The organism is Micromonospora sp. C97 (assembly GCF_018070385.1).
Classification (GTDB): Bacteria; Actinomycetota; Actinomycetes; order Mycobacteriales; family Micromonosporaceae; genus Micromonospora; species Micromonospora parva.
Window position 1 is genome coordinate 17,804 of the sequence record NZ_JAGPXU010000019.1, and the last position, 17,187, is coordinate 34,990.

15 protein-coding genes and 1 tRNA gene are annotated in these 17,187 nt (G+C 71.0%); 9 read left to right on the forward strand and 7 right to left on the reverse strand.

Translation table 11 applies throughout. The features are described from left to right. Positions 1-22 precede the first annotated feature (22 nt). Positions 23-1,579, forward strand: coding sequence for a S8 family serine peptidase (locus KBX26_RS22340; RefSeq protein WP_030331969.1), 1,557 nt, complete (start codon positions 23-25; stop codon positions 1,577-1,579). A gap of 84 nt (positions 1,580-1,663) precedes the next feature. Here the strand turns inward: KBX26_RS22340 and KBX26_RS22345 are convergent, their stop codons facing one another. From KBX26_RS22345 to KBX26_RS22355, 3 genes are all read right to left on the reverse strand, one after another. Further along, positions 1,664-2,470 (reverse strand): WecB/TagA/CpsF family glycosyltransferase, encoded by an 807-nt coding sequence (locus KBX26_RS22345; RefSeq protein WP_030331970.1) that lies wholly within the window; start codon positions 2,468-2,470, stop codon positions 1,664-1,666. Then, positions 2,467-3,582, reverse strand: a complete 1,116-nt coding sequence (locus tag KBX26_RS22350) for an NAD-dependent epimerase/dehydratase family protein (RefSeq protein ID WP_030331972.1) — start codon at positions 3,580-3,582, stop codon at positions 2,467-2,469. Before KBX26_RS22350 ends, KBX26_RS22345 begins: the two co-directional genes overlap by 4 nt. A gap of 64 nt (positions 3,583-3,646) precedes the next feature. Beyond that, positions 3,647-3,732: transfer RNA gene (locus KBX26_RS22355), tRNA-Leu, on the reverse strand. Positions 3,733-3,939: 207 nt separating this feature from the next. On the opposite strand from KBX26_RS22355, the gene KBX26_RS22360 reads away from it, so the two are divergent. From KBX26_RS22360 to KBX26_RS22395, 8 genes are read left to right on the forward strand one after another with little or no spacing between them, the layout of a single operon-like run. Continuing rightward, positions 3,940-4,728, forward strand: a complete 789-nt coding sequence (locus tag KBX26_RS22360) for a DUF3662 and FHA domain-containing protein (RefSeq protein ID WP_007454122.1) — start codon at positions 3,940-3,942, stop codon at positions 4,726-4,728. 6 nt (positions 4,729-4,734) lie between these two features. Beyond that, a complete protein-coding gene (locus KBX26_RS22365) occupies positions 4,735-5,220 on the forward strand; it encodes an FHA domain-containing protein (RefSeq protein WP_030331975.1) in 486 nt (161 codons plus the stop codon). Continuing rightward, positions 5,217-6,692, forward strand: coding sequence for a PP2C family serine/threonine-protein phosphatase (locus KBX26_RS22370; RefSeq protein ID WP_210857863.1), 1,476 nt, complete (start codon positions 5,217-5,219; stop codon positions 6,690-6,692). Before KBX26_RS22365 ends, KBX26_RS22370 begins: the two co-directional genes overlap by 4 nt. A 30-nt stretch (positions 6,693-6,722) precedes the next feature. Continuing rightward, positions 6,723-8,216 (forward strand): FtsW/RodA/SpoVE family cell cycle protein, encoded by a 1,494-nt coding sequence (locus tag KBX26_RS22375; protein WP_030331978.1) that lies wholly within the window; start codon positions 6,723-6,725, stop codon positions 8,214-8,216. Next, positions 8,213-9,718 carry a penicillin-binding protein 2 gene (locus KBX26_RS22380; protein ID WP_210866357.1) on the forward strand — a complete coding sequence of 502 codons (1,506 nt, stop codon included), beginning with the start codon at positions 8,213-8,215 and terminating at the stop codon, positions 9,716-9,718. Before KBX26_RS22375 ends, KBX26_RS22380 begins: the two co-directional genes overlap by 4 nt. Position 9,719: 1 nt before the next feature. Further along, positions 9,720-11,129 (forward strand): serine/threonine-protein kinase, encoded by a 1,410-nt coding sequence (locus KBX26_RS22385; RefSeq protein ID WP_210866358.1) that lies wholly within the window; start codon positions 9,720-9,722, stop codon positions 11,127-11,129. Beyond that, on the forward strand, positions 11,126-12,943 hold the full coding sequence (pknB, locus tag KBX26_RS22390) for a Stk1 family PASTA domain-containing Ser/Thr kinase (protein WP_030331985.1): 1,818 nt from the start codon (positions 11,126-11,128) through the stop codon (positions 12,941-12,943). The genes KBX26_RS22385 and pknB overlap by 4 nt, the downstream gene beginning before the upstream one ends. Positions 12,944-12,962: 19 nt before the next feature. After that, on the forward strand, positions 12,963-13,658 hold the full coding sequence (locus tag KBX26_RS22395; protein ID WP_030331987.1) for a vancomycin high temperature exclusion protein: 696 nt from the start codon (positions 12,963-12,965) through the stop codon (positions 13,656-13,658). A 58-nt stretch (positions 13,659-13,716) separates the two neighbouring features. On the opposite strand, the gene KBX26_RS22400 is transcribed toward KBX26_RS22395, so the two are convergent. The 4 genes from KBX26_RS22400 to KBX26_RS22415 are packed head-to-tail and all read right to left on the reverse strand — an operon-like array spanning position 13,717 to position 17,042. Then, on the reverse strand, positions 13,717-14,367 hold the full coding sequence (locus KBX26_RS22400) for an aminodeoxychorismate/anthranilate synthase component II (RefSeq protein WP_030331989.1): 651 nt from the start codon (positions 14,365-14,367) through the stop codon (positions 13,717-13,719). Between the two features lie 2 nt (positions 14,368-14,369). Beyond that, the gene (locus tag KBX26_RS22405) at positions 14,370-14,651 is read right to left on the reverse strand and encodes a hypothetical protein (RefSeq protein WP_030331991.1); all 282 of its coding nucleotides are present in this window, start codon (positions 14,649-14,651) and stop codon (positions 14,370-14,372) included. Between the two features lie 4 nt (positions 14,652-14,655). Next, the gene (locus tag KBX26_RS22410; protein ID WP_210866359.1) at positions 14,656-16,245 is read right to left on the reverse strand and encodes a class E sortase; all 1,590 of its coding nucleotides are present in this window, start codon (positions 16,243-16,245) and stop codon (positions 14,656-14,658) included. Further along, a complete protein-coding gene (locus KBX26_RS22415; RefSeq protein WP_030331995.1) occupies positions 16,242-17,042 on the reverse strand; it encodes a DUF881 domain-containing protein in 801 nt (266 codons plus the stop codon). The genes KBX26_RS22410 and KBX26_RS22415 overlap by 4 nt, the downstream gene beginning before the upstream one ends. Positions 17,043-17,187: the final 145 nt, after the last annotated feature.

The following is a 17,187-nucleotide window of genomic DNA, read 5'->3' on the forward strand; positions in this document are numbered from 1 at the left end:
GCCGGTCAGAGGGAGGTAGGAGATGGGTCTTCCACGAAGGTCCGTGCTGATCGGGGTGGCCGCGGCGACAGTGCTGGCCGTCGGCACCCCGGCCCTGGCCGCCGAACCCGTCGGTGTGGTTCGGGCCGCCGGCGGAGCCACCGCCGTGCCGGACAGCTACATCGTCGTACTCAAGGACAGCGCCGTGGCCCGGGACCGGGTCGGCGACACCGCGAAGCGGCTCTCCGGCCGCCACGGCGGCACTGTGGCCCGCACCTACGGCGCGGCGCTGCGCGGCTTCGAGGTCACTGTGAGCGCGAACGCGGCGGCGCGGATCGCGGCCGACCCGGCGGTGGCGTACGTCGAGCAGAACCACACCGTCTCGATCTCCGGCACGCAGGCCAACCCGCCCTCCTGGGGTCTGGACCGGATCGACCAGCGCAACCTGCCGTTGGACAGCTCCTACACCTACCCCAACACGGCGAGCAACGTGCACGCCTACATCATCGACACCGGCATCCGGTTCTCCCACAACGACTTCGGCGGCCGGGCCACCTCCGGCTACGACGCCGTCGACGGCGGGTCGGCCGACGACTGCAACGGGCACGGCACGCACGTCGCCGGCACCGTCGGCGGGTCCGCGTACGGGGTGGCCAAGGCCGTCCAGCTCGTCGGCGTACGGGTGCTGAACTGCTCCGGTAGTGGCACCAACGCCGGTGTGATCGCCGGCGTCGACTGGGTCACCGCGAACGCGATCAAGCCGGCCGTGGCGAACATGAGCCTCGGCGGTGGCGCGAACAGCTCCCTGGACAACGCCGTGCGCAACTCGATCGCCTCGGGCGTCACGTACGGCCTGGCGGCCGGCAACGACAGCGGCGCGAACGCCTGCAACACCTCGCCGGCGCGCACCACGGAAGCCATCACGGTGGGCTCGACGACCAGCTCGGACGCCCGGTCGTCGTTCTCCAACGTCGGCACCTGCCTGGACATCTTCGCGCCCGGCTCGTCGATCACCTCGGCCTGGTACACCAGCAACACCGCCACCAACACGATCAGCGGCACCTCGATGGCCACCCCGCACGTGGTCGGAGCGGCGGCCCTGGTGGCCAGCGCCAACCCGAGCTGGACCCCGGCTCAGGTCCGCAACCAACTGGTGGCCAACGCGACCCCGAACGTGGTGGGCAACCCCGGCTCCGGCTCGCCGAACCTGTTGCTCTACGTGGGTACCGGCAGCACCCCGCCGCCGCCCACCGGCTGCACCGGCACCAACGGCACCGACGTGTCGATCCCGGACGCCGGCTCGGCGGTGACCAGCTCGATCACCATCTCCGGCTGCGGTCGCAACGCTTCCTCGGCCTCCACGGTGGCGGTGAACATCGTGCACACCTACCGCGGTGACCTGGTCATCGACCTGCTCGCCCCGGACGGCAGCTCGTACCGGCTGAAGAACAGCAGCACCTCGGACAGCGCGGACAACGTCAACGCCACGTACACGGTCAACGTGTCCGGTGAGGCCGCCGACGGCATCTGGCGGCTCCAGGTGCGCGACACCTACTCGGCCGACACCGGCTACATCAACACCTGGACCCTGACCGTCTGACCGGTCTCCCCACGACCGAGGCCCCACCCGGCACGCCGGGTGGGGCCTCGCGTCGTAGGGCTCAGACCGAGAAGGTCGTAGGGCTCAGACCGAGAAGCTGGCCGGCCGCTCGGTGGCCGGCGCCGGCGGGCGGGCCTTCCACAGGCCGAGCTTCTGCGCGACCAGGCGGCTCAGGTAGGCCGGGTTGAGGATGATGTAGCGGCGCCAGAGCCGCTTCGGCTCCAGACCGAGGCGCCAGAACCACTCCAGGCCGGCACGCTGCATCCACGGCGGGGGCTGGCGCAACAGCCCGGCGTGGTAGTCGAAGGCCGCGCCGACCGCCATCAGCGGCATGTCGAGCAGTGGCCGCATGGCGTACGTGAAGACCTCCTGGCGCGGGCAGCCGAGGCCGACCAGGACCAGCCGGGCACCGCTGGACCGGATTCGGTCGGCGATCTCGGCGTCCTCGCCGGGCTGGACGGCACGGAACTTGGACGGCTCCACCCCGGCGATCTTCAGCGCCGGGAACATCCGCTCCAGGGCCGGGATCAACCGGGCGAGGGTCTCCTCGGTCGAGCCGTACAGGTAGACCGGCAGCCCTTCGTCCGCGAACCGCGACAGCACGTGCAGGGTCAGGGTCGGCCCGTACACCCGGTCGCTGAGCCCGGCGTGGTGCAGCAGGTTGAGCGCCCACCGCACCGGCTGCCCGTCCGGCGTGACCACGTCGAAGGAGTTGAGCCGCGCGTTGTGCGCCGGGTCGAGCACCCCGGTCATCACACCGTGCACGGCAAGCGCGGTCAGCGCGAGGGGACGCCGTTCGTGCGCCGCGGTCACCACCGCGTCGGTCGCCGTGGCGTAGTCGGTGGCGTCGACCAGGACGCCGAGCACGTTGCGCTTGGTTCGGCTGCTCACGGCTGGGCCACCCACTTGTCCACGTTGGCCTCGTAGATTTCCCGCAGGATCATCGGCACGTCGTAAGTGATCTTCCAGTCCGGATACTGCGCCTCGAACCGCGCCATGCTGCTGACGTACCACTGGTGGTCGCCGGTGCGGTTCTGCTCGACATAGTTGATCCGCGCCTCCCGGCCGGTGATCTCCTCCGCGATGCGGAACGCCTCGATGTGGGAGGTGTTGGAGTGGCGACCGCCGCCGAGGTTGTAGACCTCCGCGGAGCGGGGGGCCCGGAAGAACGCCTCGAACGCGGTCAGCACGTCGTGGGAGTGGATCGCGTCCCGGACCATCTTGCCCTTGTAACCGAACAGGTTGTACGTCCGGCCCTCCATGACGCAGCGCATCAGATAGGCCAGGAACCCGTGCAGCTCGGCCGCGGAGTGCGCCGGGCCGGTCAGGGTGCCGCCCCGGAAGCAGGCGGTCTTCATGTCGAAGTAGCGCCCGTACTCCTGGACCATCACGTCCGCGGCGACCTTGGAGGCGCCGAAGACGGAGTGCAGTGAGTGGTCGATCGACATCTCTTCGGTGATGCCCTGGTACCAGCGGTGGTCCTCGGGCAGCTCGTACCGGGTCTCCAGCTCGACCAGCGGCAGGCTGTTGGGCCGGTCGCCGTAGACCTTGTTGGTCGAGCAGTGGATGAACGGCACGTCGATCGCGTGTCGGCGGGTGTTCTCCAGCATGTTGAGCGTGCCGCCGGCGTTCACGTCGAAGTCCGTGTACGGCTCCTTGGCGGCCCAGTCGTGGCTCGGCTGCGCGGCGCTGTGGATCACCACGGCGATGTCCGAGCTGTACTTCTTGAACACCTGCTCCAGGCCGTCCCGGTCCCGGATGTCCACCGCGAAATGGGTGTAGGCGTTACCCAGGTCACGGCTGAGCCGTTCAAGGCTCCAGGAGGTGGAACCGTCCTCGCCGAAGAAGTACCGGCGCATGTCGTTGTCGATGCCCACGACATCCAGACCGAGGCCGGCGAAATGCCGGACGGCCTCGGAGCCGATCAGACCACCCGACCCTGTCACCAACGCGACACTCACACGCCACTCCTGGTCCATCGGAGGCAGAATCCATCGGAGCATAGCGTGACGTCCGGCACGCCCCGATATGACGGAAGGGCTCCGCATATGCGGAGCCCTTCGTCGGTGGTGGGGATGGGGGGAGTTGAACCCCCACGCCCTTTCGGGCACACGGACCTGAACCGTGCGCGTCTGCCATTCCGCCACATCCCCGTGGCACAACCCGGAACACCTTAGCCGCCCTGGCCCCGCTGTCGCCAACGGGCCCCGGGAATACTACGCTGTTCCCGGCGCTCGCCACGAGCGGTTACCGTTCGTGGCGGACGAAAGATTAGCACGACAGTCCCGGCCCTTCCGAACGGGTCGAGAGCAGCCGGCCGAGCGGCGTGTGAGCTGCGCGCGCGCCGGCCGGATACCATCATGTCCTCGGGACCCGAGGAGGAGCCGGTGAGCGTGCTGCAACGCTTCGAGAAGCGTCTGGAAGGCCTGGTCGAAGGGGCCTTCGCCAAGGTCTTCAAAGGGGTGGTCCACCCCGTGGAGATCCTCAACGCCATGCAGCGGGAGGCCGAGGCGCACAAGGCGATCCTGGCCGGTGGGCGCACGTTGGTGCCCAACCGCTACGTGATCGATCTCTCGCCGTTCGACCATAGTCGGCTGGCGCCGTACGCCGCCGCGCTGGCCCAGGAGTTGGCCCAGTCGCAGGCGGAGTTCATCGGCGAGCAGGCGTGGACGGTCTACGGCGACGTGATCGTCGAGATCGAGCGAGGTGAGGGCCTCGACACGGGCATGTTCCGGGTCACGGCCGAGGTCTACACCGGCGGCGAGGTCGCCCCGGTGTCGGCACCCGGCTACGACGCCGGCCCGCCCGCCTACCCCGCGTACGACCAGGGCGGTGGCTACGGTCCGCCGCCCGGGCACGGCGGCGGTCGCAACGTGCGGCTGGTCTCCGGCGACGGTCGCACCTATCCCCTCCAGATGGGGTCGACGGTGATCGGTCGTGGCGACCAGGCCAACCTGCGGCTGCCCGACGTGGGCATCTCCCGGCGACACGCCCGGCTGGATTTCGACGGGGGCCAGGTCGTGCTGACCGACCTGGGTTCGACCAACGGCACCATGGTGAACGGGCAGCGGGTCTCCGCCGTCGCGCTCAACCCCGGTGACATGGTCCAGCTCGGTACGACGACGCTGACCTTCCGCGTGGACGGCTGAGCCGCCTTGCCGGAACTGGTCATCACCGTTGCCCGGTTCGGGTTCCTGATCCTGCTGTGGATCTTCGTGTTCACGGTGGTCGGCGTGATCCGCCGGGACCTCTTCGCGGGCGCCCGGTCCGGTCGCCTGGTGGCCGCGCCACGCGCGGTGGGCGCCTCGACGGGGCAGGCGGCCAAGCCAGCGAAGGTGAAGCGGGGTAGGGCGGCGCACCAGTTGGTGGTGACAGCCGGTCAGCTGGCCGGCACCAGGATCACTCTCGGTGAAGCTCAGATCACCATCGGTCGAGCCGAGGACTCCACCCTGGTCATCACCGACGACTACGCCTCCGCGCGACACGCCCGGCTCGTGCCGCGTGACGGGCAGTGGTACGTCGAGGACCTCGGCTCGACTAACGGCACGTACCTCGATCGCGCTAAGGTCTCCGGACCAACCCCCGTCCCCCTCGGCGTGCCGATCCGGATCGGCCGCACTTCCCTCGAATTACGGCCATGACTCTGACCCTGCGCTATGCGGCCCACAGCGACCGCGGTCTGATCCGAGACGGCAATCAAGACTCCGTCTACGCCGGGCCGCGGTTACTCGCCGTTGCCGACGGCATGGGCGGTATGGCCGCCGGTGACGTCGCCAGCAACATCGTCATCGGTGCCATGGCGCCGCTCGACGAGGACGTCCCGGGGGACGCCCTCGTCGATGCGTTGCGTTCGGCCGTGGGCACCGCCAACCAACAACTCCGCGACACGGTGGACGCCAACCCGCAGTTGGAGGGGATGGGCACCACGCTGACGGCGACCCTCTTCACCGGCAGCAAGCTGGGAATGGTCCACATCGGTGACTCGCGGGCCTATCTGCTGCGCAACGGCGAGTTCGCGCAGATCACCAAGGACGACACGTACGTCCAGATGCTCGTCGACGAAGGCCGGATCAGCGCCGAGGAGGCGAGCAGCCACCCGCAGCGGTCGCTGCTCACCCGCGCCCTCGACGGTCGGGACATCGACCCGGAATACTCGGTCCGCCAGGTCATGCCCGGCGACCGGTACCTGATCTGCAGCGACGGCCTCTCGGGTGTGGTCAGCGCCGAAACCATCGGCGAGACCATGCGGGAGTACGCCGACCCGCAGCAGTGTGTCGAGCGGCTGGTGCAGCTCGCGCTGCGCGGCGGCGGGCCGGACAACATCACGGTGATCATCGCTGATGCCACCGACCAGGACATCGTCGAGGCGACCCCGATCGTCGGCGGTGCCGCCGCCCGGGACCGGGGCATGGCGACCTCCGCCGACGACTCGACCCCGGCCGCCCGAGCCTCGGCGCTCTCCGCGCCGCGCCCGGCCGCGCCCGAGGAGCCGGCGGCCGCCGACGACGAGCCGGACCGGCCGAAACGACGCCCGGTGCGGACCGCCGCCATGGCGCTGGCCGTGCTGGTGATCGTTGGCGGGGCGGCGTTCGGCGGCTGGACGTACACCCAGCGGCAGTACTACGTGGGAGCCACCGAAGAGGGGCAGGTCGCCGTCTTCCGTGGGGTCCAGGGTCAGATCGCCGGGATGGACCTGTCCAGCGTGCACCGCCGCAGCGGCACCCGGCTGGACGACCTCACTGTCGCCGCGCAGGACACCGTCAAGGTCGGCATCCGGGCCAAGAGCGAGCCGGACGCCGAGCGTCAGCTCGCCGAGCTGACCAGCGACACCCCCAGCAACCCCAACCTGAAGCCGCTCTGCCCACTCGACCCGACCGCCGCCGGGGCCAACACGCCCACGCCCACGCCGACGCCGATCGGTTTGACGCCGACCCCGAACGGCAGCCCGAGCGTCAACGCCTCGTCGACCCCCAACGGGGTTGTCAGCGCAACCCCGACCGCCGGTGCCACCACCGCTCTCGGGGGGGCCGGCGCGACCACCACACCCGACGTCACGCCCTCAGACTCGGCCACGCCGGCGCTCGACCCGGCCAGCTGCCGGTCTCCTGAGTGAGCGTCGGCTGAGATACCGAGGACTCCACCCGTGACCGTAGCGGCCACACCGGCACCCTCGCCCGCCACCGCGGGCGAGCAATCCGGCGTACGCCTGGCGCGGTCGCGCCGCAACGCCGAGCTGTCCCTGCTGCTGCTCGCGATGGTGCTGGTGGCCGCGTACGGGGCGACCGTCGAAGCGAACCTGCTGGACACGGTCACCTCGGACTTCTGGATGCCCGCCGCCGCGCTCGGCGCGGTCTTCCTCGGCCTGCACCTGGTCATCCGGTTCCTCGCCCCGTTCGCCGACCCGGCCCTGCTGCCGGCGGTGGCCCTGCTCAACGGGCTCGGGGTGGGCTTCCTGCGCCGGATCGACCTGGGCGACGCTCCGGTGGCCGAGCGCGAGAACCTGGCCGTCTTCGCCGGGCAGGGCGGGCGCCAGCTGGCCTGGACGCTCGGTGCGGTGATCCTCGCCGCCGGACTGCTCGCCATCATGCGTGACCACCGGTCGATCTCGCGGTACGCGTACACCCTGGGGTTGGCCGGTATCGTGCTGGTGATGATCCCGGCGGTGCTGCCGTCGAGCATCTCCGAGATCAACGGCGCGAAGCTGTGGATCCGGGTGGGCAGCTTCTCCATCCAGCCGGGTGAGTTCGCCAAGCTGGCGCTGCTGGTCTTCTTCGCCTACTACCTGGTGCGCAAGCGTGAGGTGCTGTCGCTGGCCAGCCGGCGCTTCCTCGGCATCGACTTCCCCCGTGGCCGTGACCTCGGCCCGGTGGTCGGCGTCTGGCTGATCAGCGTCCTGGTGCTGGTCTTCGAGAAGGACCTGGGCACCTCGCTGCTCTACTTCGGCATGTTCGTGGTGACGCTCTACATCGCCACCGAACGGGTCAGCTGGCTGCTGATCGGCCTGGTTCTCTTCTTCGGCGGCGCGTACCTCGCCTACGTCCTCGGCTCGACGGTGGGCGGGCCGTTCGCCAACTTCTACCTGCGGGCGGAGATCTGGCTGGACCCGTTCGCCGACCCGACCGACAAGGGCTACCAGCTCGTGCAGGGACTGCTCGCCCTTGGCACGGGCGGGCTCTTCGGTGCCGGTCCGGGCGGCGGTCAGCCGGAGATCCTGCCCGAGGTGCAGAACGACTTCATCTTCGCCGGCATCGGTGAGGAGATCGGCCTCTTCGGCCTCTCCGCGCTGCTGGTGGTCTACCTGCTGATCGTGGAGCGTGGGCTGCGTGCCGCGCTCGCCGTCCGGGACTCGTTCGGCAAGCTGCTCGCCGGTGGTCTGGCGTTCACCCTCGGCCTCCAGGTCTTCGTGATCGTCGGCGGGATCAGCAAGCTCATCCCGCTGACCGGTCAGACCACCCCGTTCCTGTCCGCAGGCGGGTCGTCGCTGATGGCCAACTGGCTGCTCATCGCGGTGCTGCTGCGGGTCTCCGACGGCGCCCGCCGTCCGGTGACCGGAGGAGGCGGCGGCAAGGCCGTCCGTCCCAGCGGCAGCCCGCCGGAGCAGCTGCACGGTGCTCCCACGGAGGTGATCAAGCCGTGAACGCACCCCTGCGCCGCGTCGGCGTCGTCGTCATGGTCCTGTTCGGTCTGCTCTTCGCCAACCTCAACTGGATTCAGGCCTACAAGGCGGATGAATACCGCACCAGCGACTACAACCGTCGGGTCCAGGTCGCCGAGTACGACCGCAAGCGCGGCAACATCGAGGCCGGCGGCACAGCCCTGGCCACCAGCAAGGAAACCACCGGCAACCTGAAGTTCCTGCGCACCTACCCGGGCGGCGCCAAGTACGCCCACGTGCTCGGCTACAAGCCGGTCAACCTCGCCGACCAGGGCATCGAGCGGTCGGAGAACGACTTCCTGGCCGGCACCAGCGACCAGCTGATCGGTGACCGGTTGAAGGACATGTTCACTGGGGATGACACCGGCGGCGGCAACGTGCTGCTCTCGCTCTCCAAGAAGGCCCAGGACGTGGCGTACGACCAGCTGGGTGACAACAGGGTGGGCGCGAAGCGCGGCGCGGCGATCGCCATCGACCCGCGTACCGGGGCGGTGCAGGCGCTGGTCTCCATGCCGAGCTTCGACCCGAACCCGCTGGCCAGCCACGACAGCAACGAGGCGGCCGCGGCGTTCAACAAGCTGGAGAAGGACCCGACGGAGCCGTTGAAGAACCGCGCGCTCGCCGAGACGCTGCCGCCGGGCTCCACCTTCAAGATCGTGGTCGCCGCGGCGGCTTTGGAGAACGGCGTCACGCCGACGACCCAGATCCCGGCCGGTTCCAGTTACACCGCGCCCACGTCGGGCACGCCGATCCGCAACGCCGATCCGTCGATCTGCCCGGGACGGCAGGTGAGCCTGCTGGACGCGGTCACCTACTCGTGCAACACCGGGTTCGCCCAGCTCGGCGTGCGGCTCGGCGCTGACACTGTCAAGGAGAAGGCCCGGCAGTTCGGCTTCGAGCAGGAGGACCTGACCGTCGGCCACCTGGGTGAGGGCGGCCTGCCCACGGCGGCCAGCCGGACCGGGGACATCCAGAACCCGGACGGCAGCACCGACCAGGCCGCACTGGCCCAGTCCTCGATCGGCCAGAACAACGTCCGGATGACCCCGCTCGAAGGCGCCATGATCGCTGCGTCGATCGCGAACAACGGCAGCCAGATGCGGCCGTACCTGGTCCGGCAGTGGCTCGCACCGGACCGGACCACCAGCTACTACACCGCCAAGCCGCGGGAGCTGCGCCAGCCGGTCAGTTCCCAGGTCGCCACCGACCTGCGCGAGATGATGGTCAGCGTGGTCCGGAACGGCACCGGCAAGAGTGCCGCGATCGGCGGCTACACGGTCGGCGGCAAGACCGGCACCGCCCAGTCCGCCCCGGATCGACCGGACCACGGCTGGTTCATCGGCTTCGCGATGGACAAAGACGGCAACCCGGTGTCCGCGGTCTGCGTGATGTTGGAGCAGGCCGGTCCGGGTGGTAGCGGCGAGGCCGCCCGGATCGCCGGTCAGATCATGCGGGCCGCCATCACCGACCCGGGGGGTCGCTGACATGCTCAGCCCCGGCGTGCAGCTCGGCAACCGCTACCGTCTCGACGAGCGGATCGCCAGCGGCGGCATGGGCGACGTCTGGCGCGGCACCGACCAGGTGCTCGGCCGGACGGTCGCGGTGAAGAGCCTGCTGCCCGCGCTACTCGACGACCCGGACTTCGGCGAGCGGTTCCGCGGCGAGGCCCGCACCATGGCCACCATCAACCATCCCGGCGTGGTGGACGTCTACGACTTCGGCAACGACCAGCAGATCGCCTTCCTGGTCATGGAGTACGTCGAGGGTGACGCCCTGTCGTCCACGTTGAGCCGGGTCGGCCGGCTCACTCCGGCCCGGACGATGGCCCTCGTCGCGCAGGCCGCCGACGCGTTGCACGCCGCGCACGAGAAGGGCATCGTGCACCGCGACGTGAAGCCGGGCAACCTGCTGGTCCGGCCGAACGGCACGCTGGTGCTGACCGACTTCGGCATCGCCCGCTCCGACATGGTCGGCCAGCTCACCGCCGCCGGTTCGGTGCTCGGCACCGCCTCGTACATCTCGCCGGAGCAGGCCACCGGCGGCGTGGCCACCCCCGCTTCCGACGTGTACGCCCTCGGCGTGGTCGCCTACCAGTGCCTGGCCGGTCGGCGGCCGTTCGAGGGCGACAATCCCCTCGACATCGCGATGCGGCACGTCCGGGAGACGCCCCGGCCGCTGCCGTCCGACATCCCTCCGCAGGTGCGCGCCCTGGTGGAACGGGCGTTGGCCAAGGACCCGGCCGCCCGCTGGCCGAGCGCCGCCGCCCTCGCCGGGGTCGCCCGTCAGCTCAAGGCCGCGCTGTCCCAGCAGGCCCGGGCGGCCGGTAACTCCGGGCCGGTCTCGGCCGCGCCCGCCTCGCCCGCCGCGCCCGGCCGGGCCCAGGTGCCGCAGGCGCATCAGATGCGTCCGCCGGCTGCCCGCCCGCCGGTGGGCGGGCCCAGGCCGACAGCGATCGCGCCCGCCCAACAGCCACGCCCCACCGCCGTCGCGCCGGCCGTTCAGCCAGCCCGGCCGCAGGGCGCACCGAACGGCTACCCGCGCGGTGCCGCTGCCGTGCCCGCCGGGCCACCCCGGCAGGAACACCCGCCGGCGTACGTCCGACAGGCCGGCCCGGCAGTGCCGTCACCCCAGCCGCAGCGGTCCCGCCCCGGAATGGTGCTCCTCGCCATCCTGCTCGCCGTGCTGGTCCTGCTCTGTTCGGGCGTGATTTCCTACAACCTACGGAAGCAGTCGCAGGCCGGTGCATCGGCCGGGCTGGCGCCGCACAGCGTGGCGTCCGGTGCGCTACGACTCGACGGAGGCGACGATCCGACCCGGACGTCGTACCGTCGGGAGGTACGACTCCAGCCGGGCGACGGCGGGACGACGACGAGCGAAGGACGACAGACGCGATGACAGCGCAGGCCCGCCTGCTCGGTGGCAGGTACCAGGTCGGCGAGCTGCTCGGCTATGGCGGTATGGCCGAGGTGCACCGCGGTCGCGACCTTCGGCTCGGTCGGGACGTCGCGATCAAGATGCTCCGCACCGACCTCGCCCGGGACGCGACGTTCCAGATGCGGTTCCGTCGGGAGGCGCAGAACGCCGCTTCACTCAACCACCCGGCGATCGTGGCGGTCTACGACACCGGCGAGGAGACCGCGCCGACCGGCGAGACGCTGCCGTTCATCGTCATGGAGTTCGTCAACGGGCGGACCTTGAAGGAGGTCCTCGGCGCCGAGGGCCGGCTGCAGCCGCGCCGGGCGCTGGAGATCTGCGCCGACATGTGCGCGGCGCTGGAGTTCAGCCACCGGCACGGCATCATCCACCGGGACATCAAGCCCGGCAACGTGATGCTCACCCAGACCGGCCAGGTCAAGGTGATGGACTTCGGCATCGCCCGTGCACTGGCCAGCGGCGCGACCACCATGACGCAGACCAGCGCGGTGATCGGCACGGCCCAGTACCTGTCCCCGGAGCAGGCCCGCGGCGAGGCCGTCGACGCGCGCTCCGACGTGTACGCGGCCGGCTGCGTGCTGTTCGAGCTGGTCTGCGGCCATCCCCCGTTCGTCGGGGACAGCCCGGTCAGCGTCGCCTACCAGCACGTACGGGAGACGCCGCCGACGCCCAGCGACATCAACCCGGACGTCACGCCGGCCGTCGACGCGATCGTGCTCAAGGCGTTGTCGAAGAACCCGCTCAACCGCTACCAGAGTGCCGGCGAGATGCGGGCGGACCTGCTTCGCGCCGCCGCCGGCCGGCCCGTGCTGGCCACCCCGGTGCTGCGCGAGGCGGAGACGGTGGCGATGGCCCCGGCCGGCGGTGGGGGCGGCTACCCGGCTTCCGGCCGCGGGCCGCAGACCGGGCAGATCCCCGCCCGGGTGGGAGACCCGCGTCAGCGCAAGGCGTCCTCCTGGCTGATCGCGATGTTCAGCGCGGTCGGCGTGCTGGCGGTGATCGCCCTGGTCGCCGCCCTGCTCTGGAACATGCAGCAGGGCAAGGACCTGAAGGCGGTGCCCACCCTCACCGGCAAGAGCCAGGCTGTCGCGATCGACGAGATTCGTAACGCCGGGTTCTCCCCGAAGGTGGGTGATCCGGTGCTGGCCAGCGACTGCACCAAGGGCAACGTCGTCAACCAGGATCCGGCACCGACGAGCCGGCTGGAGCAGAACGGCACTGTCACCATTCAGGTCTGTGGCGGCGTTCCCGAGGTCCGCGTTCCGGCCGGGCTCAAGGGCAGCAAGCGGGAGAGCGCCATCGACCGGCTCACCGAGGCGAAGCTCAAGTACGAGGTCAAGACGGTGGACGCCGAGGCGAGCGAGGACGAGGTTCTCGACGTCGACCCGCCCTCGGGCGAGAGCGTCCCCGAGGGCACGAAGATCAAGCTCACGGTCTCGAAGGGCAACGTCCGCGGGGTGCCGGACGTCGTCGGGTTGAGCCAGGAGGAGGCCACCCGCGTCCTCCGCAACGACGGCTTCACTGTGGTCGTGCAGAACGGGCCGGAGGTGCCCGCCGCCGAAGCGGGGAAGGTCACCGACCAGAGCCCGAACGGCAAGGAGAAGAAGCCCACCGGCACGAAGGTGACCATCAAGGTGAGTCAGCCGGAGCCGGAGACCGACCCGACACCGACGAACACGCCGACGGCCACTCCGACGACCACGCCGACCACTCCCGGCAACGGGGGCGGCATCGGTCTGCCGTTCCCACCCCCGCCGAGCCGGCCGCAGGACTGAGCCACCAGTGGGCACCGACATGACCGAGGCGGGATCGTCCCCGGTCAAGCCGGTGCGGCGGTGGCCCCGACGCCTCCGTTGGCTGGCACTCGCGGGCCTTGTCGTGCTGGTGCTCGCCAGTTCCCCGTGGCTGTGGACGACGCTCGCCGCCCGCGGCCACGTGTACGCTGCCGCCGACGCGCCGACCGCCGACGTGGTGATCGTGCTCGGTACCGAGGTGGCCGCCGACCGACAGCGGCCCGGGGACCGTCTCGCCGGTCGCCTGGACACCGCCGCCGAGCTGGTGACCAGCGGGCGGGCCACTGTCGTTCTCGTGTCGGGCGACGGCGGTGGCGCGTCAGGTGACGAGCCGGCGGTGATGACGACGTATCTCTCCGAGCGCGGTGTGGACAGGCGTCGGGTGGTGGCCGACCCGTTCGGCCTGGACACCTACGACACCTGCGCGAGAGCGCGCGAGGTGTACGGCGTCGAGAAGGCCCTGATCGTCACCCAGTCGTACCACCTGTCCCGGGCGGTGACGCTGTGCCGCCATCTCGGCCTCGACGTCGACGGGGTGACCGCCCGCTGCGACGGTTGCGGCACCGCACTGCTCGCCGAGAAGTCGGTCCGGGACTACTTCGCCAGTGGCAAGGCGGCGTGGGACGCCGTTCGGAGCCGTCCGCCCGCGGTCCGCTCGCCGGCGGATCCGGCGGTCCAGAACGCGCTGCGGAACTGACCCGGCCGGCGTGGGTGCTCCCGCCACCTGACCGGATGACGACCGGAACGGTTCGGCCTCAGGTCGTGGCGAACGCGGCGCGGCGGCGGGTGTCGACCTCGGCGGCGAGCGCGGGCGCGCGCTCCAGCGCCTCCGCGTGACCACAACTGGCCAGCCAGTTGGCCAGCATGAGGTGGCCGCCCTCGGTGAGCACCGACTCCGGGTGGAACTGGACGCCCTCGATGGGCAGCGTTCGGTGCCGCATCGCCATCACCACACCGGAGCCGGTCCAGCCGGTGACCTCAAGCTCGTCCGGGAGCGTTTCGGGCAGAACGGCGAGGGAGTGGTACCGGGTGGCGGTGAACGGGTCGGGCAGACCGGCGAGGACGCCGACCGAATGGTGTCGCACCTCGGAGGTCTTGCCGTGCAGCAGCTCGGGGGCCCGGGTGACGGTCGCCCCGAACGCCTCGCCGATCGCCTGGTGACCGAGGCAGACACCGAAGATCGGCAGCTCGCCGGCGTACGTCCGGATGACGTCCAGGCAGATGCCGGCCCGGTCGGGGCTGCCCGGCCCGGGTGAGAGCAGGACGCCGGCGGCGCCCACCCTGCCCACCTCGGCGACGTCGATCTCGTCGTTGCGGCGGACCTCGCAGTCGACGCCGAGCTGGCCCAGATACTGCACCAGGTTGAAGACGAACGAGTCGTAGTTGTCGATCACGAGGACGCGCATGGTCACCTGCTCGGGGAGGACGGCGCTGGGTTGTTCTGGTCGGTGTCGTACGGCAGCTCGTGATCTTCCCCGGCCGGGGTCTCCCCGGTCACCGGGTCGCCGCCGCCACCGGTCTCGGCGGGAACGCCGGACTCGACCTGCACGTCGTCGAAGGGCAGCAGGGGCTCGGCCCACGGGAAGGCGACATACCAGAGCAGCGCGACGGTGGCGGCCACCAGCAGCACCGAGCCGGTCAGCTTTCCGACCAGGCCGAAGGGGAGCTTGCGCCAGATGAACGCGTACATCGGGTCAGCCTCCCAGCTCCGCCGGGCGGCCCGCCGACTTGGGTTGGGTACGGTCCAGCTCGGCGTGGATGATCAGACGCTGGTAGTTGTCGAACTTCGGGTTGCACGTGGTGAGGGTCAGCATCCGCTTGGTCGCCTTCTTGTTTGGCTCGCCGGGCACCGGTGCCACCACTTCCACCTGCGTCGGCTTGACGATCCGCGACTGCGACACCCGGTAGACGTACCAGTCGGTCTTGCTCTCGACCACTATCGCGTCGCCTTCGCTGAGCTCGTCCAGCCGCCAGAAGGTGGCCCGGTTGCGGTGGCCGGCGACGGAGAAGTTGCCCACCTGGCCGGGGAGCGCGCTGGCCGGGTAGTGGCCCGGGGCGTAGCGGATGTCGGCCTGGGTGACGCCCTCGACCACCACCCAGTTCTTGTCGAGCTTGGGGATGTAGAGGCCCGCGAGCGGCTTGCCGCGTACCGGAGGTGACGGTTTCACGCTCGGGCCGGCCGCCGACGGGGCGACAGTCGGGTCGTCGGTCGGGCCCCACGCCTGGGCCAACTCGTTGTTGAGGTCGTTCTGGTGGGCGTCGACGATGGCCGACTTGCCCCACACCTCGTACCCGGCGAAGAGCAGCACCACCAGGCCGAAGGTGATCAGGACTTCGCCGGTGACGCGGATGCCGGTGCGCAGCCGGGAGCCGAACGACGGCCGGGTGAGCTCGGAGTAGACGCTCTTGTAGCCCTCGCCGGTCTGGTGCGGCCGGAGTTGGACCACCCGCTCGCCCCGACGCGGCTGGGGAGGGTCGGCGGGGTTGCCGCCGGTCGGCTCGGCGGGGACCGCGGTGCGCGGAACGGCACCCATCAGCGCGGTCGAGTCCATGGTCGGCGGCCTGGTGGCGGGTGTTGCGGGCACGGCCGGAATCAGCGCGGTGGCGGCCGGATCCGCGCCCCGGTCACCGCCAGCGCTCGGCGGGACCCGGCCGGGCCCGGTCGACGGCGCGACGCCTTCCGGCCGGGCCGCTGCCGCGCGACCAGGGGCGGCCGGTGACACAGGCATGGCCGGGCCAGCCGGGGTGGTCGGAGGGCCGGTGGGTCGTGCGGGCCGGGCGGTGACCTGCGGAATCGGCGCGGTCGGTGAGTCGGCCAGCGGCGGGGTCGAAGGGCCGGAGGAGGCCGGCCGGCTGGGCGGGCCGGAGGTCGTCGGGCGGGTCGGCATCGGCATCGCGCTGGGCGCGGCCGGTCGGGTCGGTGCGTTGCCGGGGGCAGCGGGCCGAACCGGGCCCTGGTTGCCGGTGGTCGGCCGGCCGGGAGTGGTCGCGGGGGGAGCCCCGGCGTTGCCGTGCGGGCCCAGCCCGGGAGCCGCGGTGCCCGGCCAGGGCGGTGGGGCTTCGACACCCGGTCGGCCCGGGGTCTCGTTCGGCTCAGGTCGGTCGGCGTTCGGTCGCGTCGGTTGCCCGGCTCGCGGAGGGTGCAGCACCGGCTCGGGCCAGTTGCCGGCCGGGGCCGGCCGGTCGGCTGCCGACCTGGGCCGATCCAACGGGGGCAGGAAGGCGGTCGGCTCGTCGGTCTGGTCCCGGTGTCGCCCGTCGCGACGCTCGTCCGGGGCGCTCATCTGGGCACCGTAGCCGAGCGCAGGGCGGTGGAGTCCTCGAATGCGGGGACTCGCACCGTGGAGGCTGTCTCCGTGTAGCCGAGCTGGTAGTCGTCGACCGCGTCCTTGAACAACCGGACTCCCTGAGAGCTGGCGAGGGCCTGCTGGAGGGCAGCGGGATCGCCGATTGCTACGATCTTGAACGGTGGGGAGTACACCCGGCCATGAAGTAGCAGGGTGTTACCGACGCAGCGTACCGCGCTGGTGGTGAGCACGCGGACGTTCATGATTGACATGGCCTCGGCTCCGCCGGCCCACAGCGCGTTGACCACCGCCTGTACGTCTCCCTGATGCACCACCAGGTCGTCGTTGCTGGCGTCCGACTGGGTCTGGTCGATCTGCGGCGCGTCGTTCAGCTCGACGGTGACCCCGGGGCCCGTCAGGGCGGTGAACCCGGCGTTCTGGAGGCTGCCCTGGGCGCGGTTCTGCTGCTCCTTGATCGGGGCGTCGGAGCCGGCCAGCGTGTTGGTCCGCTGCTCGACCTCGCCGCGCAGCTCGGCGGCGCGGCGCTCGCTGGCTGCCACCTGTTCGCGGCGGTCCTCGATGAGCTGATTGAGCTGGGGCCGCCGGTCCTCCCGGAGAGCGGTGCCGCCGGCGGTGGTGGCGGTGGTGGTGAACAGCAACCCGGCCGCCGCCGCGATCAGGGGCACCCCGATCGACCAGCCCGGACGGCGCTGACGCGGTCGCCGGGGCAGCAGCCCGGCAACGGCCCGTCGGAGGACCTTCTGCCAGGAGGTTGCGCCGGATGTGTACTCCACCGAGCGTTCCTTCCGCGTGTCGGGGATCGGTCCGTGCCGGCCGGGCCGGCGATGCGAACAGTCCCGCCTCTTTCGGTCACTCCGTGCACCGGCCTGACCCCATTCGTGGTCCAGGCGGCCAATCGGGACTACGCTAGCTCTCGAA

Excerpts from the sequence above, each read along its gene's own strand:
- KBX26_RS22360 (WP_007454122.1), top strand. The coding sequence starts at position 3,940 with ATGTCCTCGGGACCCGAGGAGGAGCCGGTGAGCGTGCTGCAACGCTTC.
- KBX26_RS22370 (WP_210857863.1), top strand. The coding sequence starts at position 5,217 with ATGACTCTGACCCTGCGCTATGCGGCCCACAGCGACCGCGGTCTGATC.
- KBX26_RS22395 (WP_030331987.1), top strand. The coding sequence starts at position 12,963 with ATGACCGAGGCGGGATCGTCCCCGGTCAAGCCGGTGCGGCGGTGGCCC.
- KBX26_RS22385 (WP_210866358.1), top strand. The coding sequence starts at position 9,720 with ATGCTCAGCCCCGGCGTGCAGCTCGGCAACCGCTACCGTCTCGACGAG.
- KBX26_RS22410 (WP_210866359.1), bottom strand. The coding sequence starts at position 16,245 with ATGAGCGCCCCGGACGAGCGTCGCGACGGGCGACACCGGGACCAGACC.
- KBX26_RS22400 (WP_030331989.1), bottom strand. The coding sequence starts at position 14,367 with ATGCGCGTCCTCGTGATCGACAACTACGACTCGTTCGTCTTCAACCTG.
- pknB (WP_030331985.1), top strand. The coding sequence starts at position 11,126 with ATGACAGCGCAGGCCCGCCTGCTCGGTGGCAGGTACCAGGTCGGCGAG.
- KBX26_RS22405 (WP_030331991.1), bottom strand. The coding sequence starts at position 14,651 with ATGTACGCGTTCATCTGGCGCAAGCTCCCCTTCGGCCTGGTCGGAAAG.
- KBX26_RS22350 (WP_030331972.1), bottom strand. The coding sequence starts at position 3,582 with ATGCTCCGATGGATTCTGCCTCCGATGGACCAGGAGTGGCGTGTGAGT.
- KBX26_RS22340 (WP_030331969.1), top strand. The coding sequence starts at position 23 with ATGGGTCTTCCACGAAGGTCCGTGCTGATCGGGGTGGCCGCGGCGACA.